The organism is Pseudomonas sp. Pseusp15, from assembly GCF_059492165.1.
This window is the reverse complement of record NZ_CP168523.1, coordinates 3456246-3482288: the sequence shown is the minus strand read 5'-3', so window position 1 is coordinate 3482288 and position 26043 is coordinate 3456246. Positions and strand designations below refer to the sequence as shown.

Sequence of the window (26043 nt, the reverse complement as noted above, 5' to 3'; positions counted from 1 at the left end):
TCAGCGCCGAGTGGCCAGCAGACCAATCAGGAAACCCACGCCGGCTGCAATCCCGACCGATTGCCATGGGTTGGCCTGGACGTAATCTTCCGTGGCGGCGACAGCCGCTTTGCCGCGCTCTTGCAGGGCGTCTTCGGTCAGCCTCAGGGTTTCCCGGGCACGCAGCAGGCTGTCGCGGATCTGTTCGCGCAGCTCATCGGCCTGATCACCGGCCAGGGAGGCGGTGTGTTCCAGCAACCGTTCGGTATCGCTGACCAGTGTCTGAAAATCTTCCATCAGAATTTCTTGAGCAGTCTTTGCCTTGATGCGTGCCATTGGTGATCTCCGTAAGTGGCTTCTGAAGCGTTCGAGTATGAGCCTTGCGCGAAGGTTCAGTACAAATGACTGGTACATCTTTTGCTACGTCGTGGTGCGTCAGCCGGCGCTATTGCGCTGTTGCCGGGCATGATTTCAGGAAAACCCTAACTCAAACAATCAAAACTCGCGCAGAGGCGGCGGTCTTGTGCGCCAAAGCGGTTCATCCGGATCAGCGTTGCGGTCTGGATTGGCTGCAACTTGGTGCGTCGACCATCTGCGCGAACTGCTTTGGTGCTTTTTTCAGCCTTCAGGTCTGCCAATCCATGGAAAATCTGCAAAGTGCTGTGGACAGTCTGGTCCATAGCTCCAACACGTTGTTCATCCTTATCGGTGCGGTCATGGTTCTGGCCATGCACGCCGGTTTCGCCTTTCTTGAGGTCGGCACAGTTCGCCAAAAGAATCAGGTCAACGCCTTGTCGAAGATCCTCAGTGACTTCGCCATTTCGACCCTAGCCTACTTCTTTATAGGCTATTGGATTTCCTATGGGGTCAGTTTTATGCAACCGGCGGCGGTGATCACCGCCGACCATGGCTATGGGTTGGTGAAGTTTTTCTTTCTGCTGACCTTTGCCGCGGCGATACCGGCGATCATTTCCGGAGGCATCGCCGAGCGCGCCCGGTTCGTCCCGCAGTTGTGCGCGACGGCGCTGATCGTGGCGTTTATCTACCCCTTCTTCGAGGGCGTGGTCTGGAACGGCAACTTCGGCCTGCAAGCCTGGTTGCTGGCACGTTTCGGCGCCAGTTTCCATGACTTCGCCGGCTCCGTGGTGGTTCACGCCATGGGCGGCTGGCTGGCACTCGCGGCGGTGTTGCTGCTTGGGCCGAGGCAAGGTCGTTATCGCGACGGGCGACTGGTGGCATTCGCGCCGTCGAGCATTCCCTTCCTGGCGTTGGGGTCGTGGATCCTGATCGTCGGCTGGTTCGGTTTCAACGTGATGAGCGCCCAGACTCTGCAAGGGGTCAGCGGGCTGGTGGCGGTGAATTCGTTGATGGCCATGGTCGGCGGCACGGTGGCGGCGTTGATCGTCGGGCGCAATGACCCGGGCTTCCTGCATAACGGCCCGTTGGCTGGATTGGTGGCGATCTGCGCCGGCTCGGATCTGATGCACCCGGTGGGCGCATTGGTGACCGGCGCCATCGCCGGGAGCCTGTTTGTCTGGTGCTTTACCGCGGCTCAAGGCAAATGGCGTATCGACGATGTGCTGGGTGTCTGGCCTTTGCATGGGCTGTGTGGTGTCTGGGGCGGGATCGCTTGCGGCGTTTTCGGGCAAACCACTTTGGGTGGATTGGGGGGCGTGAGCCTGATCAGCCAGTTGATCGGCACCTCTTTGGGGGTAGTCGTGGCGCTGGCCGGTGGTTTTGCCGTGTATGGCGCGATCAAGGCCGTCCATGGCTTGCGCCTGAGCCAGGAAGAAGAGTATTACGGCGCGGATTTGTCGGTGCACAAGATCGGCGCCATGAGCCAGGACTGAATCAGCGTTCCTCATCGTCGGCACCAGGGTAAAAATCGTGCAGCAGGCGATAGCGGTCATGCCGTACCTGGTCGACCCGGTCCTGCACCTGCTGGCCGGGTATGCCCAGCATGATCAGAGCGTGGGAGGCGAGCATCAGGCTGGACTCCAGCAACTCGGGTACGACTTCGCTGGCACCGGCCGCCTTCAACTCGGCCAACTGGCTGTCATCCCGGGTGCGCACCAGGATCGGCACGGTCGGGTTGAACCGCCGTGCTTCCTTGAGAATCAGCAGGGCGATGTCCGTCTTGTCCACGGCAACCACCAACAGTCTTGCGCGCTCCAGCCCTATCGCGATCAGCAGCTCGCCGCGGCGTGAGTCGCCATAGTGCACACTGCTTTCATTGACCACAGCTTCCTGGACCCGCACCGGATCGGTGTCCAACGCGATGTATGGTTGCTGAACATGACGCAGGAAACGCCCGATGGATTGACCGACGCGGCCGTAGCCGCAGATCACCACGTGATTGTGCAGGCCGGCATTGAGCGCGCTGATTTCTTCGAGTTCGGCTGCTTTGTTGGGTTTGCGGTGCAGACGCATGGCGATGCGGGGAGCGGCACGCAGAAGTAAAGGCGTTACCAGCATCGAGCAGAACGTGGCCGCCAGCAGCAGGCCGCCGAGGTCGGCGGGCATCAGTTTGTTCTGTTGCATCTGCGCCATCAGGGCAAAACAGAACTCACCCCCCTGGGCCAATGCCAGGCCGCTGCGCCATGCAGTTTCGCCATCGCTGCCGCGCCATTTGACCAGCAGTGCGACCAGGGTGCCCTTGATCAGCAGCAACCCCAACGTCAGACCGAGAATCAGCAGGCCGTGGCTGGCAAACAGGCGCAAGTCGATCAGCATGCCGATACTGACGAAGAATACTCCGAGCAGAATATCGCGGAACGGACGGATATCGGCCTCGATCTGATGTCGGTAATGGCTTTCCCCCAGCAGCATGCCGGCGAGAAAGGCGCCCAGGGCAGGAGAGAGGCCGAGCAGGTGAGTCAGCCAGGCCGTCAGCAGAACAATCACCAGTGCCAACAGCACGAACAGCTCCGCGGACCGGGCCGCGGCGACTTCATGGAACAGCCGTGGCAGAAACCAGCGACTGACCAGCAGCAAACCGACGAACAGCACCAGGGTCTTGGCCAGCGTCAGCGGCAGCGCCCAATACCAGGCCTGGTCACTGCTGCCGGCGAACACCGGCACAAGCGTCAGCAGCAACACCGCAACCACGTCCTGGAACAACAGCACGGCGATGGCATTCTGGCCGTGACGGCTGAATATTTCGCCGAGGCTGCTCAACTCCTTGCTGACAATGGCGGTAGACGACAGCGCCAGACCGGCGCCGAGTAACAGGGCTGGCGTGATCGGCATGCCGAACAGCATCAGCAAAGCTCCCAGCAAGATCCCGGACCCCAGCACTTGCAGGCTGCCCAGGCCAAACACCACCTGGCGCAGTGCGAGCATCTTCGACAGGGAAAACTCAAGCCCCAGGGAGAACAGCAGGAACACCACGCCCAATTCGGCCAGATCGGGCAAATCTTCGTTTTCATTCACCCAGTTGAACGCTGTCGGCCCGATCATCAGCCCTACGCACAAGTAGCCCAGCACCGGTGGCAAACGCAGGCGCTGGAACAGTGCAATCACCACCAGGGAGGAGGCGAGGATGATCAACAAGTTGGCAAACACAAAAAACTCCGGTGAGGGTGCTGGCTACTCAAGCGTAGAGGCAAAAAAGACGCGAGCATTGCGCAAATGACCGGCGACGCAAATGATTTGCGTCAGAGTTTTGCTGAAATCTCTTGAAGTCACCGTTGCTCGGACGTCGGCTCGACTGCGTTTGATGGCGGGCCTAGAATGAGCGCTTACTTCGTTTGGTCTTGTCGTCATGCCTCCTGAATGTCAGCTGTTCGGCACCGTTGGTTGCCATCTTTGTGAAGTCGCCGAAGCCATGCTGATGGAGTTTGTCGAGCGTGGTCTGTTGGTGGAGCTGGTGGATATCGCTGATGATGAAACCTGGTTCGAAGCCTACAGCCTGCGTATTCCGGTGTTGCGTCGGGTCGATACCGGCGCTGAACTGGGCTGGCCGTTTAGTGCCGAGCAGGTGGTGGCGTTCCTGCGCGAGTCCTGACACTGCTGGCGATGCCCCACCTGTCGCGATCCTCGTTTCATTCGTTGGCGAAAGGTTGGTTATTCGGTTACTGTATGTGCATACAGTTATTCGGATTGCCTGCCATGCTTCTCCCTGTTCGGGTTTGGGCAGATGATCCCGGACGTCAGAGGGATGAAATGTGGTCAATGTCGAACAATTGAAGAACAGCGTGAACCGGATGTCGGTGGACGTGGTGCGCGAGGCGGTTCTCGAGTTGCGTCTGGATGGTCTGGTCACGGAAGGAAAAACGCCTTTCAACAAACTGCATTTCAATACCTGTTTCGCCGAAATCGAAGCCTTGTTCCAGCGTGCGGGTTATCACCGGCAGCTCGATGTCGTGGGCTATCAGGGGTTGTTTTATGCGCTCTATGATCCGGGTCGCTGGGAAGCGGTCGATGTGCTGCGCTGGCTCAAGGAGTTCACCGAAGCGGCCGCTCGAACGCAGTCAATACCGGCCTGAGGATTCTCTTCTAGGTTCGTTCCGGCCACTGTTGGATAATGCTGCCCTGCATTGAGGGTTAGAGTTTTTCGTATGTCCACTTCATCGTTTTCTGCTGCGCACAACCAGGCCAGCACGCTCTATCTGCCGCCTGGTCCGTGGCAGACCGTATTCGATTGCCTGTGTGAACACTTCAGCGCCATCGGTCGTGAGCAATGGCTGGACAGAATTGCTCGCGGTCGAGTCCTCGATGGGCAAGGTATGCCGATCGCTCTGGATCTGCCTTACAAGGAAGGTCTGCGAATTCATTATTTTCGCGAGGTGCCGGACGAAAAACCGATCCCTGTGGTGGAGTCGATCCTCTATGCCGACGAGCATCTGGTGGTGGCGGACAAGCCGCACTTCCTGCCGGTGACGCCGGCTGGGGAGTATGTGGAGCAGACATTGCTGCGACGACTGATCCGGCGACTGGATAACCCGCATCTGGTGCCTTTGCATCGTATTGACCGGCATACGGCAGGGCTGGTGCTGTTCTCAGCCAATCCTCAGAGTCGGTCGGCGTATCAGTCATTGTTTCCTACACGCCAGATCGAAAAACGCTACGAAGCAATCGCCCGGGCATTGCCTGAACTGACCTTCCCGATGGTTCATAAAAGTCGACTCATCGATGGCGAACCGTTCTTTCGCATGCAGGAAGGTCCGGGCGTCAGCAATACCGAGACGGCTGTCGAGGTCCGGGAAAAAAACGGTGAGTTCTGGCGCTATGCGCTTTACCCGGTAACGGGCAAGAAACATCAGTTGCGAGTGCACATGGCGGCCCTGGGGGCTGGTATCTGCAATGACCCGTTCTATCCGCAGGTGCTCAAGGATGTTGAAGACGACTATGCCAATCCCTTGAAGCTGCTGGCCCAGGGGTTGCGATTTGTCGATCCGGTTACGGGGCACGAAAGAGAGTTCGAAAGCACAATCACTCTGGAGTGGTGATCATAGGCGATCCTGTTTTTCTTCTGCCACGAAAAAGCCCGCTTTAAAAGCGGGCTTTTCTGTATCCGATGGTCGCCGCAAAGATTACAACTCTTTAACGGTACGAATCTGATCCTTGTTGATGCGGGTGTGCTTGCCATCCAGCTGTTCGAACTCGTAAAAGCCCGATTCTTGATCGTACTTAGGCGCGTCGACGGCCTGGATTTCTCGACCGTCATTCAAGGTGATCACTGAAGGCGATGCACAACCGGCGAGTGTCGCAAGGCCCAGTGCGAGCATGAAAGTGGCGAGGGTCCGTTGGGTCATGGGTGTGTCTCCGAATGGAAAATCTTTTGAATACTGAGCTTGAGACGTATGCAGCGCGTGCAAGTTCCTTCGAGCGTCAGTCTGACACAGTGTGATGCGTGCTTAACAGTTCCGGCGTATTGAGGTTGGCCAGGCGAGGGTCGTTGTCGGGGCACTGCAGGGCCATGGCGCCCAATGTGCGCATCAGTCTGCCCGGGCTGCGCTCGCCTTCGTTCCAGGCCGTCTCGAAAGCCCCTGAAAGAGCGACGGGAATCATGCACAGCAAAGGTTCCCAGTGTTCTCCATGGCGTAGCATCAGCGGTTTGTCCGGATGCTGCGCGGCCGTTTCACGCATGTTCTGGAGCAGCGCCGCATCGATGCATGGCACATCGCAGGGCAATACCAGCAGGTGCGTGTGGCGGGCGGCCTTCAGGCCTGCGCGAATACCCGCCAATGGTCCCGGAAAGTCGCCTTCATCGTCATGGACCAGCTGATCCGCATAAGGCGCATATTTCTCCAGGTTTCTGTTGCAGGAGATGATCAAATCATCACTCAGCAGACGGGTCTTGCGGTGCAGATGCGCGATCAGTGGCTCGCCGTGCCATTCCAGCAAACCCTTGTCCTGACCGCCCATGCGTTGGCCACGCCCACCCGCCAGGAGCAAAATGGAGCACGGCGCCAAAGGTGTATCCGAGGTCATTGCACTTCTCCATGGGGGCGGCGAAAAAATGAGGCGCTGTGATATAACACCGGGCTGTTTCTCCTACAACTGGACGAGCCTATGAAAGCCAAGGCTGATGTACCTTTCGCACCGCTCAACATCGCGGTGCTGACTGTCAGCGATACCCGTACCCTGGAAACCGACACCTCAGGCCAGGTCTTCGTCGACCGCTTGAGCGCTGCCGGTCATAACCTGGCGGCCCGTGTATTGCTCAAAGATGATCTCTACAAAATTCGTGCGCAAGTGGCCAACTGGATTGCCGATGAAGTCGTGCAAGTGGTGCTGATCACTGGCGGTACCGGGTTTACCGGTCGTGACAGCACGCCTGAAGCGGTGAGTTGCCTGCTGGATAAGCAGGTCGATGGTTTTGGTGAACTGTTCCGGCAGATATCGGTGGCGGATATCGGTACTTCCACGGTTCAGTCCCGGGCCTTGGCCGGTCTGGCCAATGGCACGCTGGTTTGCTGCTTGCCGGGTTCGACCAATGCGGTGCGCACCGGTTGGGACGGTATTCTCGCCGAACAACTGGATTCCCGGCACCGTCCGTGCAATTTCGTGACTCATCTGAAACAGGCGGCACCCTGTGAATCCCGCGGGTAAGCCAGGCAAGACTGGCAGCCTGATGGCTGTCGAGGTAGCGCTCGCGCGGCTACTGGAAATGGCCGACGCCTCGAGAATTCATGAGCACCAACGCTTGCCGTTGGCGCAGGTTCAGGGGCGTGTACTGGCTGCTGATCTGGTTTCGACACTTGATCTGCCGCCTTGGCCCAACAGTGCCATGGATGGGTATGCCTTGCGCGTCGCCGACTGGACGGGAGAACCGTTGCCGGTCAGCCAGAAGATTTTTGCAGGTCAGGCTCCGGAGCCCTTGAAGCCTGGGACCTGTGCGCGGATCTTCACCGGCGCGCCTGTGCCCGCGGGTGCTGACTGTGTCGAGATGCAGGAGAACGCCGAGGTTCAGGCGGATGAGCGGGTACGTTTCACCGAGACCATGACGCCGGGGCAGAACATCCGTCCACAAGGCCAGGAAACCACCGCCGGTGAGTTGATCTTGCCCGCCGGTACACGCCTGGGGCCCATCGAACAGGGGCTGGCGGCATCGTTGGGATGCGCTGAATTGGATGTGGTTCGCAAGGTTCGTGTTGCGGTTTTGTCTACCGGGGATGAGCTGATTGAGCCGGGCCAGGCCCTTGGGCCGGGACAGATCTACAACAGCAATCGAGTGTTGCTTTGCAGCTGGTTGCAGCGCTTGGGCTGTGAGGTGATCGATGCTGGCATTCTTCCCGATGATTTAGCGACCACTCGTGCCCGTCTCGGCGAGTTGAAGGATGTCGACCTGATTCTCTCCACCGGTGGCGTATCGGTGGGAGAAGCCGACTTTCTGGGCATTGCCTTGCGGGAAGAGGGCGAGTTGACCCTGTGGAAGCTTGCCATCAAGCCAGGCAAGCCGCTGACGTTCGGGCATTTTCGCGGTGTGCCTGTCATTGGTTTGCCCGGCAATCCGGCGTCAACCCTGGTGACTTTTGCTTTGTTGGCAAGGCCCTACCTCTTGCGCCGCCAAGGCGTAAAAGAGATCGAACCCCTGAAGTTTCAGGTACCGGCAGGGTTTGTCTGGCCAAAGGCTGGTAACCGACGTGAGTACTTGCGCGGACGTCTGGAGAATGGCCGGGCAATCATCTACAGGAATCAGAGCTCTGGCGTACTGCGCAGTGCCGCCTGGGGGGACGGTCTGGTTGAAGTGCTGGAGGACCGTACACTGATCGAGGGTGATAGTGTGAGCTTCATCCCGTTGAGTGAAGTCCTGGGCTGATGCAGGTCCTGGTTCTGCCACGCAAGCCCGGTCGAAAGCGTTGGGGCTTGCGTGCATGACCGTTCCTTAATTTGCCAGAAGTGTCACGACCTGGTCGAAGCGACTGTTGGAGATCCAGCTCAAAAGCCCCAGGACCACAGCTGTTCCGCCAGCTGAATAGGCAAGCCTGTGCTTGATGGATTTGACGTCGCCGCGGACTTCATCCAGGTCTCTGCGGATGTACTTGAGATGTGTCTCCAGTTCAGTGACGCGAGGTTCCATATCAACTTCTCCGGTGGGCTTTGCGCTGCTTTTGAATTCAGCCTGCTGATTGACGTGATTGTCTGAGAACGGTGTAACCGGAGTTACCGGTAGTCTGAGGTCATGGCTTTGCATGGAATAATTGGCTCCTTGCGTTAAAACCATTCAGGTGGCCGATAGGGTTATTACTTACGATTTTTGAGGACCTTAAAGGGGTTCCATTCATTGTTTGCACATCCCTGTGTAATTTACTGGTGATGACTGATAACCGCTGACACAACGGTGTACCAATTGCCCTGATGGGTCAATTGAGCCGATTCCTCAGGTTTTGTAAGAAAAAATACCGCTCTGTAGGACTCAAGTGTCCTTCCCCAGGAAATAATTGAAATCCTTGCGACTTTTATGAGGGGCTGCGAGGTCAACATCTCCCATACGGATTCGGAAAGGGGGGTGATCAAAATGAACGAGCGCAAGGCGCTGTTGATTCTGCATGGCAAGCAGGCACTCAATGAGCAGGTCCGTTCAGCTGTCGAAGGCAAGCGCCAACAAGGCTGGGAACTGGCTGTTCGACTGACCTGGGAGGCTGGTGATGCGCAGCGGCTGGTGGGGGAAGCGTTGACGGCGGGCTATACGCAGCTGATTGCCGGCGGCGGCGATGGCACCTTGCGTGATATCGCCGAAGCCATGGCGGCGCATTCGACTCAGGCCAGCCTGGTGCTTTTGCCCTTGGGCACCGCCAACGATTTTGCACGCGCCGCGGGTGTGCCCCTGGAGCCCGCTCAAGCGCTGGAGCTTTTGGAGGCCGCCCCGCATGCCATTGATCTGGGGGAGGTGGGTGGGCAGGTTTTTCTGAACATGGCCACGGGCGGCTTTGGCAGTCAGGTCACGGCCAATACTTCCGAGGAACTGAAAAAAATTCTTGGCGGCGCGGCTTATCTCTTCACCGGTTTATCGCGCTTCAGTGAGTTGCATGCGGCCTATGGCGAGTTGCAGGGGCCGGATTTTCACTGGGCCGGTGAGTTGTTGGCATTAGGCATCGGCAATGGCCGACAGGCTGGCGGTGGTCATATGTTGTGCCCGCAGGCGCTGGCTGACGATGGTCTGCTGGATATCAGCATTTTGCCCGCGCCCCAGGAAGTGGTCGGTACCTTGAAAGACCTGCTGACCGATGGCTTCGGAATCGACAACATGTTTGTGCGAGCCCGCTTGCCGTGGGTCGAGATCAAAGTATCGGAGGGCCTTTATATCAACCTTGATGGTGAGCCTCTGGAGGGCGATAGCCTGCGGTTTTCGGCACGGCCGGCGGCATTGCGGGTGCATTTGCCCGAGGGCTCGCCGCTGCTGAGCGGCTCGAATCCGGCTAATCGTCCAGACTGATGATTTGCTCGCGCACGGCGAACAACACCAGGCCGGCCACATCGTATATCTGCAAGCGTTTCATGATCTGCGAGCGGTGGGTTTCGACAGTCTTGATGCTCAGGCCCAAGCCATTGGCAATTTCCCGGGTGGATTTTCCGCGAACAATCAATCGCAGGATTTCCAGCTGGCGTGCCGTCAGGTTGTGCGAGTCCTGGGTTGGTGCCTGATTTTTCTGGGTTCGGGTCAGCGCCTGGTTGATGACGGTGTGGGCAATGGCCGGGCTCAGGTAGCGTTCGTTATTGCGCAAGGCATCCAGGGCATGTTCGAGCTCGGTGGCCGTGGTGTCTTTGAGCAGGTAGCCATGAGCCCCGGATTCGAGTGCTTGCATGATGAGCGCCGGGTCGGTGTGCATCGACAGGATGAGCACTTTGCACTGCGGACGTACTCGTTTGAGTCGCTGCAAGGCTTCAAGGCCACCGGTTTTCCTCATGGAGATATCCAGCAGGATGATGTCCGGGGACAGTTGCTCGACCATCTCGAGTAACTGCGAGCCGTCACTGGCCTCCCCAATGACCGCATAGCCGGGAATATCCAGCACCAGAGCGCGCACGCCAGCCCTGATAAGCGAGTGGTCGTCCACCAGAAGTAAGTTACAAGTCAACGCATAACCTTATTCGTACTGGCCCGTTCCAGCGCACGGGGCGCCCAGGGGAAGAGTGCTTCGATTTGAGTGCCTTTGCCCGGCTCGCTGGTCACGGTCAGCGTGCCGCCCAACTGATCGATCCGTTCCGACATTCCGGCCATTCCGCGTTGCCCCTCGCGAGCAGGGTCTGCCGCTGGCTCGAACCCCAGGCCATCGTCACTGATTAACAACGTCAGGCCTTGGGGCAGACGTTGCAGGCGGACCAACAGATTCCTGGCTTCGGCATGGCGCAGCATATTGGTAACCGCTTCTTGAGTGATGCGAAAGGCCGCCACCGCCATTTCTTCCGGTATGCCAGTCAAACGTTGATGGCATTCCAGGCTCCAGTTCACAGACGTATTGGCCAGGGTTCTGAGTAAATGTGCACGCAGACTGGCTTCCAGCCCGAGACTGGTCAACTGTCGTGGGTTCAGGATGGCTGATACATCACGAACTTTGGTCAGGGTTTCGTCCAGCGTATCGCAGAGGACCGAACATTGACCCTGCAGTTCTTCAGGCAATCGACGTTTGAGCCATTCACTCTGAAGTTTTGCGGCGGTCAGCAATTGGCCAATATCATCATGCAGTTCCCGACTGAGCCGGTGACGTTCATTTTCCTGAACTTCCAGCAGACGGTCGGCCAATTCTTGAGGCTGAAACTTTATCGATTTGAGCGAGAGGCGATGCCCCACCCAGACGCAGGCCAGCGCCGCAGTATTGAGCATCAGCAGACTCACCGGCAGAGGCATCGACAAGCTGTAGACCAACAGGCTGCCAAGCGTCGAGCAGGTGCACACGAAAAGCGTGAACCGGCGCGCGCTTTTTCGGGAGGGTGGCCACTGGGCGATTGACTTGAGGCTGGCGTACATAGCGGATGGAGCCAATGGATGTTCGCTGCGGGCAGACCGGTCATAAGGGCTGACGGGTCTCTGTTTGAAAATAGGTTGTATGAGTCGCCTTTAATGATGGCAGTGCAATGCTCGAAATAAAGCCTTCAATGTTATGAGCTTGTTCGCGCCAAGGGGCACTCTGTCATTAATTGACGTCAACGAATGGGCGGCATAATACCACTTAAGATACCGTTGGTCGCGTTCGGCACATAGGTAGGCACCTTCAGGAAATAACGTTTTTGGACGATAGTTCCATAATGGAAAAACTTTTTGATTTTTATCTTCGAAAGATATCGAGTGTGCCAGGCGTTTAGTTTCTATTGGCAGGCACTATCTGAAGTCGGGGCGGGGGTATCTATTTGTTTCGAGCTGCCATCGACGGGTATGAAATATTCAATTGCGGTATGCGCACACTCAAGTTACAGGGCGGCATCATTACAATAAAAAATGCGCAACACGGGGTTGGTGAATTTAAGCCTGCCGTTCAGAGAACGAAACGAGCCTGAACTGCTTGGAGTGGCTGGGCGGCTGAAACTGACTTTGTCCCACTTGAAATGCAAACGCTTCGATCAGGGACGTCTGTTCACTGTCATCGAGGCCGAGTTGACCGGTGGTCTGGTCGATGAGTTCGAGTTGCCAGGCCATTAACGTGAAGCAATCCTTGAGCGCATCCAGGGCCTGATCATGCAGGTCCATGTGATTCTGGGCGTGGCTCAGCAATCCATGAATGTGCAGCGAGAATTCCGAAACCGTTGCCAGTGCCAAGGCATCGGCCTTGCTTGCCAGCTTGAGAAGGGTGCTGAGCATGCAATCGATGGCGTCCTTGTCATTGCTGATCAACTGCAAATGACTCAGGCACTCCTCGGACTTGGCCAGGAGTGTTTCAGCCTCGACGAGAAACTCCGGAATCCGCTGGGCCCACTCTTTAGGGTTGTTCGCCATGCTTATCTCCACAACGTCATGTCAGATGAGGGAATGTCGTGTGTGTCGACGAGAACCTTACGTGTCCCGGCGCTGCCATGCCTTGGTGAGATCGCGCTCTGGCAGGCTTGGGCACCGACTGGGGAACTCGAACGAGTGGATGGCCACTGACCTGCGATCGCACACAAAAGCCTGACTCCGTTCATGCAATGAGAATGGCGTCACATTAATGGCTATTGGATATTGCGAATATCAGGTTGGGCCTGATTGTGCCTAGGGGAATCCCTTACACAGGGGAACCTAACGTGCAAACCAAGGTCGCGCCGCAAGGGATGAAGCAGATGAATTCACGGGGTCAGTAAAGCATGATGTTAATGTGACATCAATGCTTGGGCATGGCATTTTGTCCGGGGGTCAAGATTCGGCAAAAACTGCCGATAACTCTCTTTAGTGAATTCATCAGAACAAGCCCAGGAGTCATTAATGGCCGGCATTCTCGACACGGTAGACCAACGCACGCAACTGGTGGGTGAGAATCGCCTGGAAATTCTCATGTTCCGGCTGGCCGGACGGCAATTGTTCGCGATCAACGTCTTCAAGGTCCAGGAAGTGCTGCAGCTGCCGAAGCTGACCCTGATGCCGCAGCGCCACCCTTTTGTTTGTGGCGTGGTCAACCTGCGTGGCCAGACGCTGCCGGTGATCGACCTGTCCCAAGCCATCGGCATGCGTCCGCTGGTGCCAAGCCCCACCAGTACGATCATCGTCACCGAGTACAACCGCTCGGTGCAGGCATTTCTGGTCGGTGGCGTGGACCGCATCGTCAATATGAACTGGGAAGCCATTCTGCCGCCGCCGACCAGCGCCGGTCGCCAGCATTACCTGACCGCCATCAGCAAGGTCGACGATCAGCTGGTGGAAATCATCGACGTCGAAAAAGTCCTGGCCGAAATCGTGCCGTACAACGCCAAGGTCTCTCGCGACAAACTCGACGATCCGGTTCTGGAGCGCGCCCGTGGCCGTGAAGTGCTGCTGGTGGATGACTCGAACGTGGCTCTGTCGCAATTGCGCGACACCTTGGGTCAGTTGGGCGTGAAAATGCATATTGCCAGTGATGGCTTGAAGGCGCTGAACATGCTCAAGGCCTGGGCTGATACCGGTGTGAACATGACTGACAAGCTGTTGATGATCTTCACCGATGCGGAAATGCCGGAGATGGACGGCTATCGCCTGACCACCGAGATACGCAACGACCCCCGTTTGCGCGGCCTTTATGTGGTCCTGCACACCTCGCTGTCGGGTAGCTTCAATGACTCGATGGTCAAGAAGGTCGGCTGCGACAACTTCCTCTCCAAATTCCAGCCCGACAAACTCGTCGACGTGGTGCGTCAGCGCCTGATGCTCGACGAAGTGCCGGCCTGATAACAATCTGGAAAAACGCGGTGGCAGGGTTTGGGGCTGCTGTGCAGCCCAACGGGGGCAAGCCCCCTCGCCACAGGGTCTTTGATTCAGCGATCAAGCTCGTATAGGGTGGCGTTTTTGCCCACCAGGGAGCTGTGGCCATGCATCTGAGCGCGCTTTATCGTTTTCCGTTGAAATCCGGCAAGGGCGAGACCTTGAATCAGGTCAGCCTGGACAAACTGGGGCTGGACGGCGACCGGCGCTGGATGCTGGTCGACGAGGTCAGCGGGCGTTTTCTGACCCAGCGCGCGGAGGCGAAAATGAGTCAGCTGTCGGCGTTGTGGAACGCAAGCGGTGGCTTGACCCTCAGTGCCCAAGGCCATTCACCGATCGATATCGCCTTGCCCGCCAGCGATGCAGAGCTGCGTGGCGTGACCATCTGGCGCGACACCTTGCGCGTGCCCGATGCCGGCATTGCTGCGGCTGCCTGGGTCAGTGAGTTCATCGGCAAGCCGACGCGTCTGGTGCATGTGCCGCTCGATCGTGCGCGGACCACCCAGGCCGGCTACGGCAAGGACGACGATCAGGTGGCTTTTGCCGACGGTTTTCCGTTGTTGCTGATTGGCCAGGCGTCGCTGGAAGACTTGTCGCAACGGGTCGGGCGACCGCTGGAGATGCTGCGCTTTCGGCCCAATCTGGTGATCGAGGGCAGCGAGGCGTTCGCCGAAGATGGCTGGAAGCGCATCCGCATTGGCGATGTCGAGTTCCGCGTGGTCAAGTCCTGCTCACGTTGCATTCTGACCACCATCGACCCGCAGACCGGCGAACGTAGCGACGACCGCGAGCCTCTGGCGACCTTGCAGCAATATCGGGCTCAAGAGGACGGCGCGATGTTCGGGCAGAACCTGGTCAATGACGGTAACGGTCGGCTCGAAGTCGGCATGCCGGTGACGATCCTCGAATAGCAGCCCTGAAAAAAAATGCCCGTGTTCTTGGACACGGGCATTTTTTTTCGCTGTGAAACCCTAGGGGGTTAGCCGCGGTATTCGCACAGGTAAGCGGTGTCGACGGCCACTTTCAGCTGGAACTTGCTGTTGGCGGGCACGTTGAACTGGCTGCCGGCGGCGAAGGTTTGCCAGTCGCTGCTGTCAGGCAGTTTGACGGTCAGGGCGCCGGACACCACGTGCATGATTTCACGCTGGCTGGTGCCGAATTCGTATTCGCCCGGTGCCATGACGCCGATGGTCGCCGGACCTTCAGCGGTGCCAAAGGCGATCGACTTGACGGTGCCGTCGAAGTACTCGTTGACTTTAAACATGGGCGATTCCTCGAAAAGGGCTAAAAAGGGCCGGCCAGTATGCACAAGGTGTCGATAGGCGTCACCTCCTGCACTCAAGGATTGGCGGGGAAAATCAGCGGTAACAGGCGCGCGGTATTGCGCGCATCCTCCAGCGCCCGATGCTGCTGACCGTTGAACTGCAGGCCCGCCAGTTGCAGGGCGCCATTAAGCCCCAGCGGGCGCTCCAGTCGACAGGCCTTGGCGAAACGTTGCTTGAGATTCATGTGCGGCACCCGGTTCAGGGCGCTGTCGAGTTGCAGCCGCTGCCATTCCTGAAGCAGCTGTTTGCGGTCGTAGTCACCCCAACTGGCCCAGCCTTCCAGATTCGAGAGATGTTGGTCGAGCCAGTGTTCGAACGAAGCCCAGACGTCGCTCAGGGGCTGGGCAGCATCGACATTGGCCTGGGTGATGTGGGTCAATTCGCGGCAAAACGGGGTCAACAGGGGCCGACGCAACGGGCGCACGAAGCACTGGAAGTGATCCAGTTCCCGGCCTTTTCGGTCCACGAGGGTGGCGCCGATTTCGATGATTTCCATTTCTGTTACTGGCCAGCCGCCCTCATCGGTGGTGGCTTCCAGATCAATGACCAGCCAGTGAGGCATTGCAGGTTTCCTGGTATCCGCATCCTGATAGGGCTTGAGCGTAGCCAAACCCGGCGGATCCGCCTAGCGGCTTATTCGACCTCCAACAGAATCTGACGATTTTTTACCTGGTCGCCAACCCTGACCTGCAAGCGCTTGAGCACGCCGTCGATACCCGATTTGAGTGGATGCTCCATTTTCATCGCTTCAAGCACCACCAGCAGCTGTCCTTTGCTGACCGGGCTGCCCTCACTGACCAATACGTCGACGATCGCCCCGTCCATCGGCGCCTTGAGCGTGCCGGAGCTGACACTGGCCTGGCCGCTGACCAGCGCCCGGGTCCGATCGACCAGTCGCAGGCTGCCGGGGCGCGTGAACAACCAGAGTTGCCCGGCTTCGAGGCGGTAGGCATGGCGTTGGCGGATGCCGTCGATTTGCAGGGTGACCCAGCGTCCGTCGCACTGGATGACCTTCAGTTCGAGGGGCCGGGCACCGATCTGAACACGGTAGGGTTCGCCAGGTTCAGCGTGCAGTTCAACCGGCCATTCCTGATCCTCCAGGCCGATTCGATAGTACAGAGGCACGCTGGCATTGTTGCGCCAACCGGCCAGCGGGGCGGGGTGAGCCCGCGCAGATGCTTGATAATAAAGCACCGCGGCGATGGCCAGCTCGTCGGCGCTCGGCGCATGAGGGTGCAGGCAGGGATGGTCGGCGAAGTTCGTGGGGATGAACCCGGTGCTGAACTCGCCACTGATGAACTGGGGGTGTTCCAGCAGATTGGCGAGCAAGCGCTGATTGCTCTGCACGCCCAGCAGCACATTGTCCTGTATCGCCCGCAGCAACTTGCGTCGGGCTTCTTCACGGGTGGCACCGTGGGCGATGAGCTTGCCCAGCAGCGGGTCATAGAACGGGCTGACAGACTGGCCTTCGATCAGGCCATGGTCGATCCGTACGCTGCCCTGGATCGCTGGCTCCCAGGCCACGATTCGACCGGTTTGCGGCAGAAATCCCTGGGCCGGATCTTCGGCGTACAGGCGCACTTCCATGGCATGCCCGTTGAGCTGCACCTGTTCCTGTCGTAGCGGCAGCGGTTGCCCTTCGGCGATGTGTAATTGCCAGGCCACCAGATCGAGGCCGGTGATCAGTTCAGTCACCGGATGTTCCACTTGCAACCGGGTATTCATCTCCAGGAAGTAAAACCCCTCGTGAGCATCCAGCAGGAATTCCACGGTACCCGCCCCCACATAACTCACCGCACGACCCGCCTTGAGCGCCGCCTCGCCCATGGCCTGGCGCAACTCAGTGGTCATCGCCGGGCAGGGCGCTTCTTCAATGATTTTCTGGTGGCGGCGCTGGATCGAACAGTCGCGCTCGCCGAGGTGGATCAGGTTGCCGTGCTGGTCGCCGAACACCTGAATTTCAACGTGACGCGGATCGATCAAGGCTTGTTCGAGGATCAATTCGTCGCTGCCAAACCCGTGCAGCGCTTCGGAGCGTGCGCTACGGAGCTGTTCCGGCAATTCGGCGGCGCTGTGCACCAGGCGCATGCCGCGACCGCCACCGCCGGCACTGGCCTTGATCATCAGCGGATAGCCGATGCGTTCGGCTTCGCGGCGCAGGGTAGCGTCGTCCTGTTCGCTGCCCTGATAGCCTTTGATGCAGGGCACGCCGGCTTTGATCATGGCCAGTTTCGACAGCCGTTTACTGCCCATCAGCTCGATGGCTTCGGAGCTGGGACCGATGAAGATGATGCCGGCTTGTTGGCAGGCGAGGGCGAAGCCTGAGTTTTCCGAGAGGAAGCCGTAACCGGGATGAATTGCATCGGCACCGGTGCGCCGGGCGGCGTCGATGATGGCCGGGATGTTCAGATAAGACTGCTGCACCGGGGCCGGGCCGATGTTCACGGCTTCGTCGGCCATCTGCACGTGCAGCGCATCGGCGTCGGCGTCGCTGAATACGGCGACGGTGCGGTAGCCCAGCTCTTGCGCGGTGCGCTGGATACGGCAGGCGATTTCACCGCGGTTGGCGATCAGGATTTTTTTGAGGGCGGGCATCGGTTATTCCCTTGGTTTTTTGCGGTGAATGTAAGGGCTTGCTCGCGAAGCTCTTAAACGGACCACCCTGGTTTGCGCTTCTGCACAAAAGCCATCGTCCCCTCGATCCCTTCAGCCCCGGTCACTGCTTCGCTGAACCACTCGGCTGCCTGATCCAGCAGGTCATCCGAGGGTTGTCCGGCACTCGCCAGCAACAGCTTTTTGGTCGCCGCATTCGCCCCCGGTGCGCAACACAGCACATGGGCCAGCACCTCATCGAGGCGTTCGGCCAAGGCTTGTGGGTCATGTTCGACAAAATGCACCAGCCCCATGCGCCGCGCCTGGGTACCATCGAAGCGTGCGGCGGTCAGGGCCAGTCGGCGGGCCTGGGTCAGGCCGATGCGTTGCACCACGTAAGGCGCGATCTGCGCCGGCAACAGGCCGAGGCTGGTTTCCGGCAGGCCGAACTGCGCCTGATGATCGGCCATCGCGATGTCGCTGACGCAGGCCAGGCCGAAGCCGCCGCCAAGCACCGCACCTTGCAGCACCGTAATCACCACTTGCGGCGCGTGTTGCACCTCTTGCAGTAGCGCACCGAACGCACGGTTCAAATCGCGGTAGGCGGGCTGGCCTTGAGCGCGGGCGTTGGCCATGTCCTTGATGTCGGCACCGGCACAAAAATGCCCGCCGGCACCGCCGATCACCAGCGCACGAATCTGCCGATCATCGCGAACCGCCGCCAGCACCGCGCGCAGTTCGGCGACCATCTGCAAGCTCATGGCATTACGGCTTTCGGGACGATTGAGGGTGATGTGCAGCACGCTGTCATGCAGGCCGAGCAGCAGTGTTTGACAGGTGGGGAGGGTGCTCATTTGTTTTTCCCCGGCAGGATGCCCATGAGTTTGCAGATGATCCCCAGCATGATTTCGTCGGCACCGCCGCCAATCGATACCAGCCGCACATCGCGGTAAGCCCTGGCCACCGGGTTGTCCCACATGAAGCCCATGCCGCCCCAGTATTGCAGGCAACTGTCGCTGACTTCCCGGCCCAGTCGCCCGGCCTTGAGTTTGGCCATGGAGGCCAGACGGGTGACGTCCTGGCCTTTGATGTATTGCTCGGTGGCCTGGTAGACCAGCGCCCGCAGGCATTCGATTTCGGTTTGCAGTTCGGCCAGGCGAAAGTGGATGACCTGGTTGTCGATCAGCGCGTTGCCGAAGGTTTTGCGCTCCTTGCAGTACTCGATGGTGCTGTCGACGCAGTACTCCAGGCCTTTGATCATGTTCGCCGCGCCGAACAGCCGTTCTTCCTGGAATTGCAGCATCTGCATCATGAACCCCGCGCCTTCGTGGCCGATGCGGTTGCGTTGCGGCACGCGCACGTTATCGAAAAACACCTGGGCGGTTTCCGAGCTGCGCATGCCGAGCTTGTCCAGGTGCGAGCTGAGGCTGATCCCGGGGCTGCTCATCGGCACCATGATCAGCGACTTGTTGATGTGCGGTTTGTCGTCCGAGGTGTTGGCCAGCAGGCAGATGAAATCGGCGCTCGGCGAGTTGGTGATCCACATCTTGCTGCCGTTGATCACGTAGTCGTCGCCGTCCTTGCGGGCGGTGGTTTTCAGCCCGGCGACGTCGGAGCCCGCGCCGACTTCGGAAACACCGATGCAGCCGACCTGCTCGCCGGTGATCGCCGGCCGCAGGAATTCTTCGCGCAGTTCATCGGAGCCGAAACGCGCCAGGGCCGGGGTGCACATGTCGGTCTGCACGCCGATGGACATCGGAATGCCGCCGCAATGAATGGTGCCGAACTCTTCGGCCGCCACAATCGAATAGCTGTAGTCGAGGCCCATGCCGCCGAATTTTTCCGGTTTGGAAATCCCCAGCAAACCGAGGTCGCCGGCCTTGCGGAAGATCTCATGGATCGGAAAGCGCCCGGCCTTCTCCCACTCCTCGACATGAGGATTGATTTCGTGATCGACGAACTGGCGGACGGTGCGGCGCAGTGCTTCGTGTTCCTGGGTGAAGATCATTTTTATTGTTCTCCTGTCGAACCCGATCGTTCCCATGCGCAGCAAAGGAACGCCTCTATGGACGCTCCGCGTCCGCTTTTGGGACGCGGAGCGTCCCGGGCTGCATTCCCACGCAGAGCGTGGGAACGATCAATCAAAAACGTGCGACACCAAAGCTGTTGGGTTGCAGCGCCCGAACCTCGGCCTCATGGCAGATGTCCAGCAAGTATCCAAGCAACGTGCGGGTATCCCGTGGATCGATCAGCCCGTCATCCCACAGGTTGGCGCTGCCATATAGCGCGGTGGACTGGCTGTCGAGTTTCTGCGCGGTGACCTGTTCCAGCATGTCGAGCATTTTGGGGTCGGGCACCAATCCGTCCTTGAGTTGTTTGGCTTCGGTGACGATCCGCAGCACTTTGCCGGCCTGGGCGCCGCCCATCACCGCGGTGCGGCTGTTGGGCCAGGCGAAGATGAAGCGCGGGTCGAGACCGCGGCCGCACATCGCGTAATTGCCGGCACCGTAGGAACCGCCGACGACGATTGTCAGTTTAGGCACCCGGGCATTGGCCACCGCTTGAATCATTTTCGCGCCGTGCTTGATCACGCCTTGCTGTTCCGACTCGGTGCCGACCATGAAGCCGGTGGTGTTGTGGAAAAACAGCAGCGGCGTCTGGCTCTGGTCGCAGAGTTGAATGAACTGCGCGGCCTTGCTCGCGCCTTTGGGGGTGATCGGGCCGTTGTTGCCGATGAAACCGCAGGCTCGACCCTGGATCTGCAAATGCCCGCATACCGTCTGCTGATCGAACTCGCTTTTGAATTCGAGGAAGTTCGAAGCGTCGGCAACCCGCGCGATGATTTCACGCACGTCGTAAGTTTTTTTCGGGTCATCCGGGATCAGCCCCAGCAGTTCGTCGATGGGGTAGAGCGGTTCTTCCCACCGACGTTCCGGTAACCAAGGCAACTGATCGTTCCACGGCAACAGACTGACAATCTCGCGCACCTGGCGCACGCCATCGGCATCGTTCTCGGCCAGGTATTCGGCGGTGCCGGCGGTTCGTGCATGCATCTCTGCACCGCCCAGTTCTTCGTCGGTGGCGACTTCACCGGTGGCTGCCTTGAGCAGCGGGGGGCCGGCGAGAAACAGCTTGGCCTTGCCGCGCACCACCACCACGTAATCCGACAACCCTGGCTGGTAAGCACCGCCCGCCGTGGCCGAGCCGTGGACCACGGTGATCTGCGGCAAGCCCATCGCCGACATCCGCGCCTGATTGGCAAAGCTGCGCGCGCCTTCGACGAAAATTTCCGCCGCATAGTTGAGGTTGGCGCCTCCGCTCTCGGCGAGGGTGATCACCGGCAATTTGTTTTCCATGGCGATCTGCTGCAGACGCAGGGACTTTTTCAGGCCGCTGGGGGAAATGGTGCCGCCCTTGATCGCGCTGTTGTTCGCCACCACCAGCACCCGCACGCCGGATACGTAACCGATCCCGGCGATCAAACCGCCGCCGGCCGCGCTGCCGTCCTTGTCGTCGTGCAGCTTGTAGCCGGCCAGGCTCGCCAGCTCGAGGAATGGCGCGCCGGGATCAAGCAGCAGGTTCAGCCGCTCCCGGGGCAGCAATTGCCCGCGCTTGTCGAACCTCGGTTTGGCTTCTGCGGCTTTATTCAACAGGTTCTGTTCGAGCTGGCGGACCTGCTCGATGCCGGCCAGCATGGCCGCACGGTTGCGGGCGAATGGTTCGCTGAACGGGTCTATCTGGGACTGGATGACCGGCATGGTTATTCCTTGTCCTTCGGTTCGTCTGGTTTGGAGGCGTCCGGCCTGAGTACTTCAGGTAAATAGGCGCGGTGAAAGCCGTTGTACGAGTGACTGTTCTGCGCCTTGTGCATTGGCCAGGCCCGCCCGCCGAGGCTGGCGGCACCGTCGATGCGCAACGTGCTGCCGCTGACAAACGCCGCTGCCGGGCTGAGCAGGAACACAATCGCCGCGCTGATTTCCGATTCGGTGCCGATGCGCTTGAGCGGCACGTGTTCGCACAGTGTCGGAATCACCGCCCGGAACGCGCCTTCGTAGGTGTCCATGCCGCTGGACGCGACCCAGCCCGGCGCGACGGCGTTGACTCGCACGCCGGCGTAGCCCCATTCGAACGCGGCGGTCTTGGTAAAGTTGTCCATGCCCGAGCGCGCCGCGCCTGAGTGGCCCATGCCGGGCATGCCGCCCCACATGTCGGCGAGCATGTTGACGATGGCACCGCCGTGCTTGCTCATGGACTGATTGAACACCTCCCGGGCCATCAGAAAACCGCCCACCAGATTGGTGCGCAGGATGGTTTCGAAACCTTTCTGATTGATCGACGCCAGCGGCGACGGGTACTGCCCGCCGGCATTATTGACCAACCCATGAATCGGCCCGTGTTCGCGGATCAGCTCGCTGACCCGTTGCGTGACGGCGTCTTCGTTGCGGATATCGCAGACCTGCCAACTGGCTTTACCGCCGTCTTCGGTGATTTCGGCGCTGACCTTTTTCAATTTGTCGGCATTGCGTCCCACCAGCAGCACTTGCGCGCCGAGGGCCGCGAGCTCATGGGCGGTGCAACGACCGATGCCGCTACCGCCTCCGGTGACGATGATGGTTTGGCCGGCGAACAGGTCGGGTTTGAAAATCGAGTCATAGGCCATGGCGACAGTCCTCTAATTGAACTGATCGGCGATGCGCTGGGGCACCGGAATCTGGATTTCCAACAGTTGTTGGGCGAACGCCTTGCCCTGCGGATCGATCCGCAGGCTGGCCACGCCACCGCCGCCGAGTGCGTTTTCCAGAAGAAAATTAAAGCTCTGAGTGCCGGGTAAATACCAGCGTTCGACGCGTCCGTGAATCGGGTCGAGGACATGACTCATCCAGTCGACCATCACCTCGGGTGTCAGTGCTTCGGCGATCCACGGCAGGTAGTCGGGGTGGCGGGCCATGACGCCGATGTTGCTGTGGTTACCCTTGTCGCCGGAGCGCGCCACGGCGAGTTTGATCAAGGCCACGCTGGCGTCGGCACGCTCTGTGGTTTTGGGTGGGTCGAACGGCAGCGGCAAGTCAGCTGGGTCGAGCGCATCGAGGGCTGGCAGGGCACACGGATGGCGCTCACCGGCAAGGTCGATCTCCAAGGTGCAGGCGGTTTTGTCAATCAGGAACGAAAACAGCCGGATCAACGGATACACCGTCGGCCGCCCGCCGACGATTCCCGTCAGCCCAGGCGCCATACCGGTGGCAGCCTGAGCGATTTCCCGGGAGAACAGAATCAAGGCCTGCTTGCTCGGATGGCGCACGGCGAGTTTGATCACCACTTCGCGGCTGTCCTGGCGCTGGCCGTGGGGGCCGTAAGTGGCTTCGCTGCCCAGCAGTTCGATGTTCACCTCGCTGTAGGGCGCCCAGCCGCGCTGGTTAAACATTTCCGAGGTCTTGTTGATGATCGCCTGGCTGACCCGTCGGGCCTTGGCCACGGCATCGATCCCGGCGATCAGGCAACTGGCGGTGCAGCGGAAACCGTCCGGGTACGTTGCGCTGACCTTGTACTGAGCGGTCGGCGGCAAGCCTTTCGTGCCATGCACCTGAACCGCGTTTTTGCCTTGTTGCACGAGTTTGACCTGGCTGAAATCGCACACTACATCGGGCAGCAAATAGGCCTGTGGGTCGCCGATCTCATAGAGCATCTGCTCGCCAACCGTCAGCGGTGTGACCAGACCGCCGGAGCCGTCGGGTTTGCTGACGATGAACTGGCTGTCGGCACCGACTTCGACGATCGGAAAGCCGATGTGTTCGTAGTCGGGCACGTCATGCCAATCGGTGAAATTGCCGCCGGTGCACTGGGCGCCGCATTCGATCAGATGCCCGGCCAATGCGGCCTGGGCGAGTTTGTCGTAGTCGTGCCACGACCAGCCAAACTCATGCACCAACGCGGCGCTGACCACGGCGCTGTCGACCACGCGCCCGGTGATCACAACGTCGGCGCCCAGGCGCAGGGCTTCGACGATGCCCGGTGCGCCGAGGTAGGCGTTGGTCGACACGCACATCGGCGGCAGAGGCGCGCCACTGAACATCTCATGGATACCCAGGCTGCTCAGGTGTTTGAACTGCGGTTGCAGGTCGTCACCCGACAGCACGGCGATTTTCAGCGCCACCCCGGCCTTGTCGCAGGCCGTTTGCAGGGCAACGGCGCAGGCCTGTGGATTAACTCCGCCGGCATTGCTGATCACCCGGATCTGTTGTTTTGCGAGCTGCTCGAGGAGGGGACTGAGGACTTCGATGAAGTCGCTGGCGTAGCCGGTGGCGGGGTCTTTCATCCGCGCCCCGGCCATGATCGACATTGTTATTTCGGCCAGATAATCGAACACCAGATAGTCCAGTCGCCCGCCCTCCACCAACTGTGCGGCGGCGGTCGAGGTGTCGCCCCAGAATGCACTGGCACAACCGATGCGAATTGTTTTAGGCACAGTCAACTCCATAGCCACCTGCGACAGAAGTGCTTCGAGACTACCAAGCAAGCGCTTGGTTTGTAAACGCCTTGATTATCTTCTTCCCGAGCGCTTGCTTGGTCGCCCCCGCCAGCTTAAATTGCCCGCGCAACCCTGCTGTTTTAACGGGCAGCGGCGCATTTGATTGATCGACTGTAGGAGAGAACGGGTGGACGAGCAAAAAGCCCTGAGGGTGATGCGCGAATTGGTCGACAGCGGCCAATTGACCGACCCCGACAGCGCCCGCGGCAAACTGCTGCAAGTGGCCGCTCACCTGTTTCGCAACAAAGGTTATGAACGCACCACCGTGCGCGACCTGGCCGGTGCGGTGGGCATTCAGTCAGGCAGTATTTTTCATCACTTCAAGAGCAAGGACGAGATCCTGCGGGCAGTGATGGAGGAGACCATCCGCTACAACACCGCGTTGATGCGTGCAGCGCTGGCCGAGGCCGGCAGTGTGCGTGAGCGGGTGCTGGCGCTGATTCGCTGCGAATTGCAGTCGATCATGGGCGGCAGTGGCGAGGCCATGGCGGTGCTGGTGTATGAGTGGCGTTCGCTGTCTGAGGAAGGCCAGGCGCAGGTTCTGGCGCTGCGCGATATTTATGAAGCCATCTGGCTGCAGGTGCTGGGAGAAGCCAAGGACGCCGGTTTTATCCGGGGCGACGTGTTCATCACCCGCCGCTTCCTGACGGGCGCGCTCTCCTGGACCACCACCTGGTTTCGCGCCGATGGCAGTATGAACCTCGATCAATTGGCCGATGAAGCGCTGATTTTGGTGCTTGAAGAACGGTAAGAGCCGTCTATCTCGGCAAGAAACTGGCTAAGTTGACGAAACCGCCTAGTTTGTATGCATTGATGAAAATTTTTTTGGGGAGTGTGCTGTTTTGATGTCTTCGCCAATTCGAATTGCGTCGCGGCTTTTGCTGGCGGCGCTTGTAGTGTGCTGGGTGTTGCCATCTCAGGCCGCGCAACAGGTGCGGGTCGGGGCCGCCCATTTTCCCCCCTATACCGTGCGCCCGGAGTCCGGTGCCGACACCGGTCTGCTGCCGCAACTGGTGGAAGCGTTGAATCAGCTGCAAACCGATTATCAGTTTGTGCTGGTGCCCACCTCGATTCCCCGGCGTTTCAATGACTTCAAGGAAGGCCGGGTCGATATGGCGATTTTCGAGAACCCGGACTGGGGCTGGAAGGACATCCCGCATACCCTCGTTGACATGGACCTGGAAGATGCAGAAATCTTTGTCGCGCAGAAGCAACCCGGTCGCGATGAGAGTTACTTCAAGGACCTGACGGGCAAGCGGCTGGCGCTGTACAGCGGCTATCACTACGAGTTTGCCAATTTCAATGCCGATCCCAAGTATCTGGCCGACACTTACAAGGCCACGTTGACCTATTCCCACGACAGCAACCTGCTGATGGTGCTGCGCGGGCGAGCGGACATTGCCCTGGTGACACGCTCTTATCTGAGCGATTACCTGCTGCGCAACGAAAAAGTCGGCGAGCAGTTGCTGGTGTCGCAACGCATCGATCAGGTCTATCACCATTACGCGCTGATTCGTCCAGAGGCGCCGATTACGGGGGAAGCATTCGGCAAGTTGCTGCAAGGCCTGCGAAACAACGGCCAGATGCTGAAGATTTTCGATCCCTACAAAATTGCCCTAGTGCCGGTGGGCAAGCACTGACAGATAGAGTTTCCGGGGGCAGGGGGGGGCGGACGACCATTCATCTGGTATTTATGTTCTGCTGTTCGAATGGTCGAATTGACAGTAGACGCTTCGCCTAACGTGGTCTTAGCTCCTTTCCTGTGTCCGACCCCATGGAGGGGTTGGCGCTCATTCAGAAAGGATTTCTGT

Annotated in this window: 27 protein-coding genes; 11 read left to right on the top strand and 16 right to left on the bottom strand. The window is 59.3% G+C overall.

Features of this window, described 5'->3' with window-relative positions; all coding sequences use genetic code 11:
• On the bottom strand, positions 1-315 hold the full coding sequence (locus tag ACEN8R_RS15765) for an ElaB/YgaM/YqjD family protein (protein WP_018930006.1): 315 nt from the start codon (positions 313-315) through the stop codon (positions 1-3).
• A gap of 305 nt (positions 316-620) precedes the next feature.
• Here ACEN8R_RS15765 and ACEN8R_RS15760 point away from each other — a divergent pair, with 305 nt between their 5' ends.
• Positions 621-1829, top strand: coding sequence for an ammonium transporter (locus ACEN8R_RS15760; protein ID WP_495624203.1), 1209 nt, complete (start codon positions 621-623; stop codon positions 1827-1829).
• 1 nt (position 1830) lies between these two features.
• On the opposite strand, the gene ACEN8R_RS15755 is transcribed toward ACEN8R_RS15760, so the two are convergent.
• Complete coding sequence (locus tag ACEN8R_RS15755) at positions 1831-3543, bottom strand: cation:proton antiporter (RefSeq protein ID WP_018930004.1); 1713 nt, start codon at positions 3541-3543, stop codon at positions 1831-1833.
• A 199-nt stretch (positions 3544-3742) separates the two neighbouring features.
• Here ACEN8R_RS15755 and ACEN8R_RS15750 point away from each other — a divergent pair, with 199 nt between their 5' ends.
• The 3 genes from ACEN8R_RS15750 to ACEN8R_RS15740 all read left to right on the top strand — a co-directional run bounded on the left by ACEN8R_RS15750 (position 3743) and on the right by ACEN8R_RS15740 (position 5429).
• On the top strand, positions 3743-3985 hold the full coding sequence (locus ACEN8R_RS15750; RefSeq protein ID WP_019582515.1) for a glutaredoxin family protein: 243 nt from the start codon (positions 3743-3745) through the stop codon (positions 3983-3985).
• Positions 3986-4145: 160 nt separating this feature from the next.
• Positions 4146-4466 (top strand): transcriptional regulator, encoded by a 321-nt coding sequence (locus tag ACEN8R_RS15745; protein WP_495624202.1) that lies wholly within the window; start codon positions 4146-4148, stop codon positions 4464-4466.
• A 72-nt stretch (positions 4467-4538) separates the two neighbouring features.
• Positions 4539-5429: a pseudouridine synthase gene (locus ACEN8R_RS15740; protein ID WP_258613332.1), complete on the top strand. Its 891-nt coding sequence runs from the start codon at positions 4539-4541 to the stop codon at positions 5427-5429.
• 84 nt (positions 5430-5513) lie between these two features.
• Here ACEN8R_RS15740 and ACEN8R_RS15735 read toward each other — a convergent pair whose 3' ends face one another.
• A complete protein-coding gene (locus ACEN8R_RS15735; RefSeq protein ID WP_258613333.1) occupies positions 5514-5735 on the bottom strand; it encodes a YgdI/YgdR family lipoprotein in 222 nt (73 codons plus the stop codon).
• Positions 5736-5811: 76 nt separating this feature from the next.
• The gene (gene mobA, locus ACEN8R_RS15730) at positions 5812-6414 is read right to left on the bottom strand and encodes a molybdenum cofactor guanylyltransferase MobA (protein WP_018930001.1); all 603 of its coding nucleotides are present in this window, start codon (positions 6412-6414) and stop codon (positions 5812-5814) included.
• A gap of 81 nt (positions 6415-6495) precedes the next feature.
• Here mobA and moaB point away from each other — a divergent pair, with 81 nt between their 5' ends.
• Both moaB and ACEN8R_RS15720 read left to right on the top strand, forming a co-directional pair.
• Positions 6496-7035, top strand: a complete 540-nt coding sequence (moaB, locus tag ACEN8R_RS15725; protein ID WP_007940044.1) for a molybdenum cofactor biosynthesis protein B — start codon at positions 6496-6498, stop codon at positions 7033-7035.
• Positions 7019-8245, top strand: coding sequence for a molybdopterin molybdotransferase MoeA (locus tag ACEN8R_RS15720; RefSeq protein WP_495624201.1), 1227 nt, complete (start codon positions 7019-7021; stop codon positions 8243-8245). Before moaB ends, ACEN8R_RS15720 begins: the two co-directional genes overlap by 17 nt.
• A 66-nt stretch (positions 8246-8311) precedes the next feature.
• On the opposite strand, the gene ACEN8R_RS15715 is transcribed toward ACEN8R_RS15720, so the two are convergent.
• A complete protein-coding gene (locus tag ACEN8R_RS15715) occupies positions 8312-8620 on the bottom strand; it encodes a hypothetical protein (RefSeq protein ID WP_018929999.1) in 309 nt (102 codons plus the stop codon).
• A 324-nt stretch (positions 8621-8944) separates the two neighbouring features.
• On the opposite strand from ACEN8R_RS15715, the gene yegS reads away from it, so the two are divergent.
• Positions 8945-9862: a lipid kinase YegS gene (gene yegS, locus ACEN8R_RS15710; protein ID WP_026286710.1), complete on the top strand. Its 918-nt coding sequence runs from the start codon at positions 8945-8947 to the stop codon at positions 9860-9862.
• Here yegS and ACEN8R_RS15705 read toward each other — a convergent pair.
• From ACEN8R_RS15705 to ACEN8R_RS15695, 3 genes are all read right to left on the bottom strand, one after another.
• The gene (locus tag ACEN8R_RS15705) at positions 9846-10505 is read right to left on the bottom strand and encodes a response regulator (protein WP_019582509.1); all 660 of its coding nucleotides are present in this window, start codon (positions 10503-10505) and stop codon (positions 9846-9848) included. The genes yegS and ACEN8R_RS15705 overlap by 17 nt on opposite strands.
• Positions 10502-11395 carry a sensor histidine kinase gene (locus ACEN8R_RS15700; protein WP_495625017.1) on the bottom strand — a complete coding sequence of 298 codons (894 nt, stop codon included), beginning with the start codon at positions 11393-11395 and terminating at the stop codon, positions 10502-10504. The genes ACEN8R_RS15705 and ACEN8R_RS15700 overlap by 4 nt, the downstream gene beginning before the upstream one ends.
• Positions 11396-11887: 492 nt before the next feature.
• Positions 11888-12358 (bottom strand): hypothetical protein, encoded by a 471-nt coding sequence (locus ACEN8R_RS15695; RefSeq protein ID WP_019582507.1) that lies wholly within the window; start codon positions 12356-12358, stop codon positions 11888-11890.
• A gap of 462 nt (positions 12359-12820) precedes the next feature.
• On the opposite strand from ACEN8R_RS15695, the gene ACEN8R_RS15690 reads away from it, so the two are divergent.
• Both ACEN8R_RS15690 and ACEN8R_RS15685 read left to right on the top strand, forming a co-directional pair.
• A complete protein-coding gene (locus ACEN8R_RS15690; RefSeq protein WP_018929995.1) occupies positions 12821-13756 on the top strand; it encodes a chemotaxis protein CheV in 936 nt (311 codons plus the stop codon).
• Between the two features lie 140 nt (positions 13757-13896).
• Complete coding sequence (locus ACEN8R_RS15685) at positions 13897-14700, top strand: MOSC domain-containing protein (RefSeq protein WP_495624200.1); 804 nt, start codon at positions 13897-13899, stop codon at positions 14698-14700.
• A 68-nt stretch (positions 14701-14768) separates the two neighbouring features.
• On the opposite strand, the gene ppnP is transcribed toward ACEN8R_RS15685, so the two are convergent.
• The 8 genes from ppnP to ACEN8R_RS15645 form a co-directional block, all read right to left on the bottom strand.
• On the bottom strand, positions 14769-15053 hold the full coding sequence (ppnP, locus tag ACEN8R_RS15680; protein WP_018929993.1) for a pyrimidine/purine nucleoside phosphorylase: 285 nt from the start codon (positions 15051-15053) through the stop codon (positions 14769-14771).
• 74 nt (positions 15054-15127) lie between these two features.
• A complete protein-coding gene (locus ACEN8R_RS15675) occupies positions 15128-15676 on the bottom strand; it encodes an exonuclease domain-containing protein (protein WP_019650577.1) in 549 nt (182 codons plus the stop codon).
• A gap of 71 nt (positions 15677-15747) precedes the next feature.
• Positions 15748-17709, bottom strand: a complete 1962-nt coding sequence (locus ACEN8R_RS15670; protein ID WP_495624199.1) for an acetyl/propionyl/methylcrotonyl-CoA carboxylase subunit alpha — start codon at positions 17707-17709, stop codon at positions 15748-15750.
• A 53-nt stretch (positions 17710-17762) separates the two neighbouring features.
• Positions 17763-18560, bottom strand: coding sequence for an enoyl-CoA hydratase/isomerase family protein (locus tag ACEN8R_RS15665; RefSeq protein ID WP_258613336.1), 798 nt, complete (start codon positions 18558-18560; stop codon positions 17763-17765).
• Complete coding sequence (gene atuD / locus ACEN8R_RS15660) at positions 18557-19714, bottom strand: citronellyl-CoA dehydrogenase (protein WP_258613337.1); 1158 nt, start codon at positions 19712-19714, stop codon at positions 18557-18559. The genes ACEN8R_RS15665 and atuD overlap by 4 nt, the downstream gene beginning before the upstream one ends.
• A gap of 133 nt (positions 19715-19847) precedes the next feature.
• The gene (atuC, locus tag ACEN8R_RS15655) at positions 19848-21464 is read right to left on the bottom strand and encodes a geranyl-CoA carboxylase subunit beta (RefSeq protein WP_495624198.1); all 1617 of its coding nucleotides are present in this window, start codon (positions 21462-21464) and stop codon (positions 19848-19850) included.
• Positions 21465-21466: 2 nt separating this feature from the next.
• Positions 21467-22366, bottom strand: a complete 900-nt coding sequence (locus ACEN8R_RS15650; protein WP_495624197.1) for an SDR family oxidoreductase — start codon at positions 22364-22366, stop codon at positions 21467-21469.
• Between the two features lie 12 nt (positions 22367-22378).
• Complete coding sequence (locus tag ACEN8R_RS15645) at positions 22379-24169, bottom strand: acyclic terpene utilization AtuA family protein (RefSeq protein WP_495624196.1); 1791 nt, start codon at positions 24167-24169, stop codon at positions 22379-22381.
• Between the two features lie 190 nt (positions 24170-24359).
• On the opposite strand from ACEN8R_RS15645, the gene ACEN8R_RS15640 reads away from it, so the two are divergent.
• Positions 24360-24983, top strand: a complete 624-nt coding sequence (locus tag ACEN8R_RS15640; RefSeq protein WP_138867054.1) for a TetR/AcrR family transcriptional regulator — start codon at positions 24360-24362, stop codon at positions 24981-24983.
• 94 nt (positions 24984-25077) lie between these two features.
• Positions 25078-25872, top strand: coding sequence for a substrate-binding periplasmic protein (locus ACEN8R_RS15635; protein ID WP_192379599.1), 795 nt, complete (start codon positions 25078-25080; stop codon positions 25870-25872).
• Positions 25873-26043: the final 171 nt, after the last annotated feature.